At 52.0% G+C, this 10,721-nt stretch carries 6 protein-coding genes and 1 pseudogene; all 7 read right to left on the reverse strand.

The window, feature by feature from the left end; all coding sequences use genetic code 11:
• Nucleotides 1-294 (reverse strand): MBG domain-containing protein (locus tag NGM62_RS22320; protein ID WP_390938221.1); only part of this gene is annotated, 294 nt, incomplete at its 3' end.
• Complete coding sequence (locus tag NGM62_RS20940) at nt 228-5,309, reverse strand: MBG domain-containing protein (protein WP_449301322.1); 5,082 nt, start codon at nt 5,307-5,309, stop codon at nt 228-230. The genes NGM62_RS22320 and NGM62_RS20940, both read right to left, overlap by 67 nt.
• Before the next feature lie 375 nt (nt 5,310-5,684).
• Nucleotides 5,685-6,191 (reverse strand): hypothetical protein, encoded by a 507-nt coding sequence (locus NGM62_RS20945; protein WP_262250268.1) that lies wholly within the window; start codon nt 6,189-6,191, stop codon nt 5,685-5,687.
• 37 nt (nt 6,192-6,228) lie between these two features.
• Nucleotides 6,229-7,203, reverse strand: coding sequence for a c-type cytochrome (locus NGM62_RS20950; RefSeq protein WP_262250269.1), 975 nt, complete (start codon nt 7,201-7,203; stop codon nt 6,229-6,231).
• Nucleotides 7,204-7,275: 72 nt separating this feature from the next.
• Entirely contained in the window at nt 7,276-7,899 is a 624-nt protein-coding gene (locus tag NGM62_RS20955) for a response regulator transcription factor (RefSeq protein ID WP_262250270.1), read from the reverse strand.
• Nucleotides 7,900-7,907: 8 nt separating this feature from the next.
• Nucleotides 7,908-9,791 (reverse strand): tetratricopeptide repeat-containing sensor histidine kinase, encoded by a 1,884-nt coding sequence (locus NGM62_RS20960; RefSeq protein ID WP_262250271.1) that lies wholly within the window; start codon nt 9,789-9,791, stop codon nt 7,908-7,910.
• A gap of 68 nt (nt 9,792-9,859) precedes the next feature.
• Nucleotides 9,860-10,714: pseudogene (locus NGM62_RS20970) on the reverse strand (PorP/SprF family type IX secretion system membrane protein).
• Nucleotides 10,715-10,721 lie beyond the last annotated feature (7 nt).

The raw sequence follows: 10,721 nt of genomic DNA on the forward strand, positions 1-10,721 counted from the left end.
GGGCAGGTCGCCCGTTATGGCAAGCGATCGCTCGGAACCATCGTAGGTGAAGGTATCGTCTTCGAGCGTGATGCCGGTGATTTCCGCTTTCGCGACCGTCAGCGTGGCTTCGAGTACCAGGGTTTCGTGGTTATCGCCGGTAATGGTTGCGGTCACCTGTTGTGTTCCAGCATCGGTGCGGGTGTTGTCCGTGTAGTTTAGCGTGGTGCCGTCGGGCAGGTCGCCCGTTATGGCAAGCGATCGCTCGGAACCATCGTAAGTGAAGGTGCCGTCTTCGAGCGTGATGCCGGTGATGTNTTGTCCGTGTAGTTTAGCGTGGTGCCGTCGGGCAGGTCGCCCGTTATGGCAAGCGATCGCTCGGAACCATCGTAAGTGAAGGTGCCGTCTTCGAGCGTGATGCCGGTGATGTTTGCTTTTTCAATGGTCAGCGTGGCTTCGAGTACCAGGGTTTCGTGGTTATCGCCGGTGATGGTGGCGGTCACGTTGTATATGCCCGCATTGGTTTGCTCGTTGTTCTCGTAGGTGACGGTGGTGCCATCGGGCAATGTTCCAGTGACGAGGAGGGACTTTGGGGATCCGTCATAGGTGAAGGTTCCGTCTTCGAGGGTAATGCCGGTGATGGTTGCCGGGGTAATGGTAAACGCACCATTACCCGTATCAAAGCCTATTGCATATCGATCGGCCTTGGGTCCGTGTTCGTCAATCAGGATGCTGTAGCTTCCGGCATCTTCGCCGGGTTCGCGTGTTACGGACCCGATGATATCGGTTAATTCATCCGGTGCGGGTATCCAGTCGCCTTTGGCGACCTCGATTTCCAACAAACTGGGGTCATCCGTGCCAAATACTTTTTCGGCGGCTATGGCTGTAAGTGCAATGGGCCGGCGTGTGATTTCGACCGTGAATGTTTTTGTGGAGGGCAGGTAATTGGGGGATTCCGGGAGGGAAACCTGCACCTGCGTAGTTCCGATATGATTGCTCGCCATCAATCGTGGCGACAGGAAATTAAGGATCACAAGCAAGTTTTCACCACCGATCTCATTCGCTTGCACATCACTGGCATCGCCGTCCCAATCGCCGAGATCAAACGTTATCCAGGTGGAATCGCGATAATGCCGTTGCAACGTTTCGCCGTCTGGCACCTCCACCCCGTCAAACAGGACTGACCAGTCGAGTTCAAGCTGTGTGGAAGGAAGCACTTGGATTGTCACTTCTGCGACTAAACCATCGTTATTCGTGAAATAGGGTTCTGCATCTTCCTCCGGCATGACTAAAGGCGCATGGTATATATACTCACCAGCCACATTGCCGTCGTATGCCCCCCCGTCAGGGGAGATTAAAACCCACTCGGCGTCCGTGGCAAGCGATACCGAAGCTAAATTTCCATCAGACAACTCAACGATCACCCAATCGGGCAGCTCATCGATTTCTTCCCATGGCGTACCGTATTCGACGATAACCCGTGACGGGGGAGCAACCTGCGTAACCGTTGGAGCAGGTTCCTGCACCATTACCCGTACTTCGGCTGCCAGTCCGTCGGGATTCGTGAAATATGGCGTATCACCGAGCGCTGGCATCATCAAGGGGGCTTGGTATATGTAAATACCAGGTTCCGCACCGTTGTAGGCGCTCCCCGGTGGGGATACCAGTTGCCATTCGACAGGGTCACTTAGCATGATATCTACCGTATTTCCGGTGGACAACTCGCCTGCTACTACGGTCGGCAGCCCGACTATGGCCGACCATGGCGTGCCATATCGTACGAACACTGGGTCAAGTGAAATTAAATTATCGATAATCGGCCCCGAATATTCATAAGCTCCTATATCCACGTGATTCTCAACGACGCGACCGTTATTCGCCACATCGTATCCCCATCTGGGGTCATTGGATTGTATCGGCATGAGTTCTGTAGGCGAACTTCGCAACGCCTCCCAGAGCCCGTTGTTGCTGCCGGCATCGATTGCTTCACTGCCGTCCGTGAGGGTAAAGTTGCTGTTATCTTTATCCCTAAATGGATCGACAGCCGTAATTACATTGCCCTCGGTATCTGTTCCCCAGTCTGCTTGCCAGTTTCCGGTACCCTGTACCAAACTGTACCGAAATTCAGGGCTGCCCCCACTCGTTTCGATATTTGCATCCTGCGGCGCATCATTACCCCAAATGATGGTATTATTAATCTCGGGAGCAGCCCCGGTACCCGTAAATATTCCGCCGCCACCGGTCTGCGCCGTATTGGATGCGATTGTTGTATTTGTCAATACCGGGGATGAGAGGAAATTCGAAATGCCTGCGCCGATATTAGCTTGGTTTTCCGCAATAAGAACATTCGTCAACCGGGGGTTCGCCATTACGTTGGATATCCCGCCTCCGGTATTCGTCGCCGTATTTCCACGAATAGACAGGTTGCGTAAAACCGGAGAGGACGCACGGTGCAATAATCCGCCACCCTGCTGCCGCATGATCGGTTCTCCATATATGGTCAACTCACCCATTCCATCGGCCTTTCCGCCGGTGACGATAAAACCTTCAAGTAACGCGCTGCCTACATTGCCAGCCGACACGACCACGTGGTAGGCATGCTCTCCATTTTCGAGTTCACCGCTCAGGATGGTCGGGTACGCTTTCCAATCCCTCGTATTCGGGGTTACATATGGTTTTTCGGGAAACCCTCCGTATAGTTGGACATCGGGCAATAGCAAGAAGGAGTTATCCCGTTCGGTTGTGGGAAACCCTGTGTCATCGACCTCCATCAATTTGTAAATAGGCCGATATGTTCCAGTTGCCACATGGATTTTCAATGGGTTGTCGGCATCCCAAGAAGCGGTCCCACTGTCGTGTTTCCGTCTTGCCCAACGCAATGCCTCGGCCAGTTCGGGCACAGCATGAATCCAACTGGAACCATCGCCTTGGTATATTGCTGTGCTTTGGTTTACATTTTGGTTGACATAGACGATGTTGTTGGCATCGGGCGTGATGGTGGTTGTCGACGCCTCGAAACTGCCCATATCCACGGAGTCGCCCATGAGCCTATGGGAAGCTGCGAGATCACGCCCCCAACGCGGATCCGGGCTCCAGCTTAGGTGCGAAGGAGCGACAGGCATAGGCTCTTCAGGCGAACTTCTCAATACCTTCCATAACAGCCAGTTACTGCCTGCCTCAATCGCTTCACTTCCTTCCTTCAGTGTAAAATCACCGTTGCTACTGTCCGTAAACGGATCGGTGGTCGAGGCGATGTTTCCTTCTTCCGAAACACCCCATCCTGACGACCAGGTGTCTGCACCTCCTACCAGACTATATTCAAAAATAGGCGGTACTGCTGTCGCGGCATTGTAGATGTCAAGGCCTATTCCACTTGTGTTTCCCCAGATGATACTATTTCGAATTTTCGGGTTTGCGCCGTCTCTGTTGTACATGGCGCTACCCCAGTTGCCGGCCGAATTCTTACTGATGACGACATGTGTTAACTCTGGAGATGACTGCGTGTTGTACATGCCCGCCCCTGATGTTGCCGTATTTGAAGCAACCAGGGTGTTGAGAAGAATAGGGTTTGAGTTTTCGTTGTATATCCCACCGCCATACTCAGCTCCCTCGTTATTGATAATTGTCAGGTTGGTCAATACGGGTGATGCGGAATGTAGGTAAATACCGCCGCCATAACGTCTGCTAATCGACTTCCCGCCGACATCAATCGCTGCCATGCTGTTAGGGGCCGTCGCTTTGCCACCAGTAATAGTGAATCCATCAAGCCGTGCTACGCCGACATTACCCACAGCTGTTACCACATGGTATGCATGTTGTCCGGAAATCACACCGTTCAGTATGGTTTTGTTCTGGTTCCAGTCCCGGGCGTCCACCTGCGCTTCATATCCGGCAAAGCCACCGTAGAGTTGGATGTTTGGCAGGAGTGGAAATGTCCTGTCGGAAACGACCCAATTTGGCGCTTCCCCAGCTATCCGATATAAGGGGTGGTAGGTGCCTTTCGCTACATATACACGCAACGGGTTGTCTGCATTCCAGGTCGGGGTAAACCTAGCTTGCTCGATGCTAACCCACTCCAGTGCGTCGGCCAATTGGGGTATGGCCTGCTCCCACGAAGAGCCATCTCCGCGGTAGCCGGGCGCATGTTGGTCAACTGCCTGGTTGACAAAGAGTACACGCTCGATGTTAGGCTGATAAGTCAGTGCTTCATACGCCCCGATGTCGACCGTCTCGCTGTATATCCGGTGACGTCCGTTGAGGTCTACTCCCCAATCATCGTGTCTGGTATCGGCTGGCATGGGAGCCGCTTCGTCGCTGCGAATGGCTTCCCAAAGCCATTGGTTGTCACCGGCACCTATTGGACTGTAGAGGGCACTACGGTGTTCCTGCAGGGTGAAGTCGCCGTTATTCGAATTGGTAAACGGGTTCCATGCGGCTGGTGTAAATATTTCTCCTCCATGGTTGGTACCCCATTCAGGAAGCCAATCCAGTCCGCCAAATGGCCCAATCAATATGTTCCAAGATTCGGACCCACTGTTCACATCTTGATTATAAATATGATTGCTTCGTGAAGAGTTGTTTTGCACTGTGTTTCCCCAAAATGCGGTATTACGGATTTTAGAAGAAGAGCCGAAATTATTATGGATGCCGCCACCTCCATCAATGGCACCCAAACCACTGCCGACGTTGGCCGCGTGATTAGCGGCGATGGTCACGTTGGTAAGGGTGAGTGAAGCATTAATGTTGTAGATACCGCCGCCGCCGTGTTCCGCGTGATTATCGTAAATGAGGGTGTTGACCATGTTGATGTGTGCACCATTGTTGATTACACCGCCACCGTCTCGGTCAGCCGTATTGCCACGAATGATGGTGTGGCTTATAGGAAGGGTTCCACTCCTCAAACTTATACCGCCGCCATCCCGTCCGGCTACATTGTCGCGAATTGTCGCGTGGGACAAGTGTGAGGGTACACCGCCGTAATATATGCCTGCCCCATCCTCACTGGCCGTGTTTTCCTTCACAATGACCCGTGTAATCGCTAGCATGCCATGCGCGATGTATATTCCCCCGCCATTGCGCCGGGATATGGAAAGGTTATATCCGGTCTCGTTAAGAGTCACGGGGGTCGGGCCGCCGACGGCCCTTCCATTGGTTATGGTGAAGCCGTCGAGTAGGGAACTGCCCCCAGCCGCCATTAGCACGACGTGATAGGCGTGGAAAGTTCCGTTAATATCTCCCGTCAGGGTCGTTTCATTAGCATTGAAATTACGGCTTGCGGGATCCGTTTCACCTGCGGCAAACCCACCGTACAGTTGAACGTTCGGAACCATGCGGAAACTACGGTCCTGTGCTAAGGTCGGTATATTATTAGCATCTGTTTCCGCAATCTTGTATAGCGGCCGGTAAGTGCCTTTGGCCACATATATTTTCAGTGAGTTGTCCGAATCCCAAGAAGCGGTGCCCGCGTCGGTCTGTATCCTGGCCCACTCCAGTGCATCCGCTAATTCGGGTACCGCTTGGTCCCAGGAGGAACCATTGCCGGTAAAGCCGGGGGCCCCTTGGTTGACGTCGGTGTTCACATAGACTACGTTGCCCGCACTGGGCTGTATATTCGTAGGTTGAGCCAACAGTTGATAATTAGCAGCTATTAAAAGTAGTGGTATAATTATTTTTTTCACAGCACGAACAGATTAAGTACGCTTTTTTTACGGACAGCTCACGTCCGGGTTCCAGTCGTAAAACATGCCTTTCGGATTGTCTTTCTCCGTCCACACGTGCAATGCCCAGAAGCCTTGTTCGTGGTTGGGGTGGAACGCATGGAAAAACAACACCGGTGGGGCTTCGTCTGGCCCCACAAAATCGAATGGAACAACATATTCTAAGCCAAGGAACTCCATTTCACCATCGTCGCCTGGGGCGTAGAGGAGTACCTGTGGTTCCAGGTGGTTAACCCTTCCGTCCAGCCACTGGAGTCGGGCGTAGTGATGTCCCATACCACCTTCGGTGGGGTGTTCTACGCAACCGGACAAATCCGTATCCCACCCGGCATTGATTGCATGGTCGATATCGGCAAAGGAAGCGGTGGCCTCCCTGACCTCCTGCAACATCCTCGTAATCTGCTCTTCTTCCGAAGGTGCGGCGGGATCATCTTTACAGGCGGTCAATAGAAACAGGCCACCCAACATAATAGCTACGTATTTGATCGTTCTCATAACGCGTATTTCATTTAAAGGCTATTTATTCACGTTGTTATTTCCGTGGCGTAAAGCGCTCCACGGCATTATCATACGGTTCCAGTGTTTGTAAATAATCGTATATCGCACCCAAATCATTTTCTTTCATGCCAGCATACATGTACCAGGGCATAAGTGTCTGGAATTCGCCAGGCTTCACGTCCGGCAGCACGTACGTTGAATCTACATAACGTTTAAATAGGTTGATAAACCCTTCTCGCGTATAGTGTCCTGTACCCGTTTCGTGCGGGGTGAGGTTCGTTGCCCTCACGGTACTGCCGTCGGGAAAATGAAATTCGCGCCCGCCCCCGGCGAGCGGGCCAACGGGCTTCCCTTTTTCAAAATTGGTGTGGCAATCGGCACAGGCGGCAGCCGTAAACATATACTTGCCGTAGTTGGCACGGTCTGCCGTATCCGGTTTTTCCACCAATTGAGCGGCTGTGGGCATTGTCCTCAAGATCATGTTAAATGGAAAATCAGCTTTCGATTTCGGGTGGTCAGTCTCTACGGGTTCCAACGTGCGCAGGTAGGCAATCACCGCCTCTACATCTTCACCGGCCAATTGGCCGAATTGGTGATACGGCATAACGGGGAAGATTGCATCGCCATCCTTGGTCACCCCCTCGGTGATTAGCCTGAAAAGCTCGCCATCGGTCCAATCACTCACACCGAACGGCGTGATGTTCGCCGATACGAATCGTCCGGGGAAACCCATGGACTGGTCGAACACCTCCCCACCGGCAAACTCGGTTCCGGGATGCGGCGGGCCGGAAAATTTCGTAAAATCCCGACTGCCGTGGCAGTCGGCACACATCATCACATGGTAAGCGAGGTATTCGCCACGTGCCACCGTGGAATCTGTAATCTGCACCTGCATGTCTTTCGGTGGGTCTACATTGGGTAATGCGGTAAATACATAGGTAATCAGAACAATGGCAACAACGATTACGGATGAAATCGAATAAACTAAAATCTTAATACCTTTTCTCATTTCGTCTTCGGTTTAACGAGGGCAAAATTGTACGAAAAGTGTGATAACCTTATCACCCGAAAGGGTGATTTTTTAGAATTGGTTAAACTTGCCGATTAGGTTGGCTCGGCTGGTGGAATCCGTTTTGGTGAAAATATTCTTCAAATGCGTCTTTACGGTATTTTGAGAAACGAATAACATTTCGGAAATCTGCTGGTTGCTTAATCCTTTACAGACTAATAGCAAAACGTCGATTTCCCTTTTGGTCAACACGTTATCTACGCGATGGTTAAAGAGCACGGCCTTTGCGTTTGCATCGTAGCGTGGGTTGGGGTTATAGAAATTGTTGGAGGTTATCTCTATGGTAGCTTTAAGCTGGGCTTTGTTGAACGGCTTCACCAGAAAATGATCGGGATGCACTTTCTTGACTTTGGAAAGGGTAATGTAGTCGCTATGCGCGGTGAGGAAGATGACGGGTATGCAAAATTCGTTCTTAATCCAAGCGGAGAGTATGATGCCGTCTTCACGTGTTTCCAGGTGAATATCCAATAGGGCGATGTGGACGGTCTGTTGGGCGATGAGTCGCTTGGCCGTTGCTAACTCGTATGCAGGTCCCACGGGGCTGTGGCCCAATTCGAGGAGGCAGTCGACAATATCCTGTGCGACAATGGCGTCGTCCTCGACCACCAGAATCTTAAGTTGCGTCAGGTTATTCATGGTTGCCTTTATACCGGAATACTGAATTTAGCGATCGTCCCGTTGTTCTTGTGTACGTAATCGAAATCAGCTTCGAATTTATTGCTGAAAATCTGGATGAGTTTCCTTCCCGTTCCGCTCGTGGTCTCAGCACGGCTGGTTATGCCTATACCGTTATCTTCGACCTCAATCGTGATGTTCGTTTTTCCATTCCGTACTTGCAGTTCAATCCGGCCGTTGTCTCTTCGTGTAAAGGCATGTTTGATCGAATTGGTGACCATTTCGTTTATCACCAGCCCCATGGGGACGGCTTTATCGATGTCAATCTGGAAGGCGTCGCATTGGAAATGCAAATGGATGTTGCGTTCTTCCAAGGAAAACGCAGTTCGGAAATATTCGCACAGTTTTTGGATATACGGTTGGAAGGCAATCTTACGGAAGTCCTTGGCATGGTAAAGCTGATGGTGCAACACCCCGATGGCCCCAACACTATCGCGGCTAGACTGCAACGCACTTCGAGCTACTTCATTATTGATATTACGACTGTGGAGGCTCAGGATGCTATTTAGCAACTGGAGGTTGTTTTTCGTGCGGTGGTGCATTTCCTGCAATAGTAAATCGTTTTCGTTCAAGGCTTCTTCCTTTTTCGTGACCTCCCGTGCCAATTGTTTCCGTTGTTTCAAGATTTTCCGGAGAAAAAAGCCCACGGTAATCAAGCCCCCCACCAGCAGGCAGCCGGAAAGCAAGTACCACACCCGCTGGATGGCTTCTTTTTCCAGTTGGAATTGCTGGATGGAGATCGTGTTTTCTTTATCCAGCAACTCAAAACGGGCCTGCATCTCCTCCATGGCCCACCGATTGCTTTCGTTATTCAGGCTGTCTGAAATGACACTGTATGCTTTCCAGCTTTCGTTGGCTAGGAGGTGATTGTTCGCCCGTTCGGCGGCGTTTGCCCGTTCCTTCAGCACCGTACGCAGCAGCTCTTTTCTACCCGAATGTACGGTCATTTGGTACGCTTCTTCGATCCTGGCCAATCCTTGCTGAGTCCGGCCCTGCATCACATCCACACTTCCCAGGTAGGTCATGGCCGATATCTTTTCGGGGGTCAGGGTTTCAGACCATTTGATGCCGGCTTCCAAATGTTTCCGACTTTCGGAAATGTTGCCGAGGTTGTAGTGGGCCACACCGATGCCAATAGTGATGCTGGGGGTATCTGCTACCGGGCCGCTGTACGCATCAGCCAATGCCTTCGAATCCTGCAGGGCAGCGAGGCTTTCCTCGTGCCGGTCGAGATACGAAAAAGCAAGCCCTTTGTTATACAACCCACTGATGATGCCCACGGTATCACGTTCCGCTTTTTTGATATCCAAGGACTTTCCATACAGGTCCAAGGCTTGGTCATACCGGCGCTGTATGCGATATATAACGGCCATGTTATTCAACGCATACGATTCTCCCTCCCGGTAACCCAATGAATCCGACAGTAGAAAGCCCTGATTGTAATATAACACCGCATCGTGGAAGTTTCCCGATAAATAATGGGACACGCCAACGGCATTCAACAGTTTGGCCTGGCTCAGCGCATCATCGGATTCTTCGGCAATGCGGATGGCTTCGTCGTAAATAGCAAAGCTGCTGTCCAATTGGTTTTTGTTTCCGTATGCCCGGCCTTCCTGGTATAAACACCAGATCTGCCCCGAAGGGAAATCAAGCAATTCGGCGAGGGCTGTACCGCGCTGCGCATAGTGAATGGCAGAATCCGGATCGACAGACTGGTAATAATAAGCGAGGTCGCGAAACATCCATACTTTGGATGTGTCCAACGCTGCATACTGCAATTCATGGCGCAATCGCGGTATTTCCTCTGATTGCAGCAAAAAGATTGAGCTCACGCTCAACATGGTCGTAACCATTACCGTTTTCAAGTTTATAGGGTTTTGCAGCCAAAGATATAAAATTAAAGGTATTTACAAAAGGACAGCTACAGCAATCGGTTTCGGCCACCGAACACGTACGAGATCCCGATTTCGTGGGTGGTGTTATTCATCCGCCGGTTGAGGGGTTCACTACCGGGATTGAACTGGTAGCTGTAGCTCAAGCCGAAGCGTGAAAAGTTGAACTGGGCCATGCCTGCAATCTCCCCATACGTGCGCACGTTTGCGCCGATGCCGACCACCTCCTTGACGAAGAACATCGCCGAGGCTTCCGCCTGCGGCCGCAGGCTTTCGGAGTAGGTAACCAGTAATTAGGGCGGGTACTGGAAGTCTGGCCCGTGGTGGAAGAGCGCCCCGTCTGTGAGTTGGTACACGTTGGTAACTTGATAGCGGCTGTGGCCGGTCACCCCGAGGTTACCCAGCATCAATCGGGGCAGCGATAGGCCCACATAGTAGCGCTCCGGGCGGTACAGCATCACGCCGAAGCCCACCAACGCATCCGTTTCCCGGATATCCTCACGAAAAGCCGGGTCCATCGGGTCGAGCTGCGAGAAGCGCCCATCGAGGTAGCTGAATCCCGCATTCAGCGACAATCCCAAATACTCTTGTTCCGAAATCCGGACTGACTTGGCAAAGAAAGCACTCGCCTCCGTCAGCTTCTCCACCGCAAGGCTCTCATGCCTGACATTTAGCCCAGCCGTAGCCCCTATTCCATCAAACCCGATGTGGCCACTTCCCCAGAATACCGTGGGCGCACCCTCGATGCCCACCCACTGCCGCCGGCCGATTACCGACACTTCGCCGTCAGGGTGCATCAGACTGGCAGCCGGATTGACCACCGTGCGAAGCTGCCCATGCTGCGTGTGTGTGAGGGGTTGCTGTGCGGGTAACTCAAGGCTCACAAATAAC

Origin of the sequence: Parapedobacter soli (genome assembly GCF_025460835.1) — a bacterium.
Classification (GTDB): Bacteria; Bacteroidota; Bacteroidia; order Sphingobacteriales; family Sphingobacteriaceae; genus Parapedobacter; species Parapedobacter soli.

Coding starts and splice junctions, on each gene's coding strand:
- NGM62_RS20945 (WP_262250268.1), bottom strand. CDS start 6,191: ATGAGAACGATCAAATACGTAGCTATTATGTTGGGTGGCCTGTTTCTA.
- NGM62_RS20950 (WP_262250269.1), bottom strand. CDS start 7,203: ATGAGAAAAGGTATTAAGATTTTAGTTTATTCGATTTCATCCGTAATC.
- NGM62_RS20955 (WP_262250270.1), bottom strand. CDS start 7,899: ATGAATAACCTGACGCAACTTAAGATTCTGGTGGTCGAGGACGACGCC.
- NGM62_RS20960 (WP_262250271.1), bottom strand. CDS start 9,791: ATGGTTACGACCATGTTGAGCGTGAGCTCAATCTTTTTGCTGCAATCA.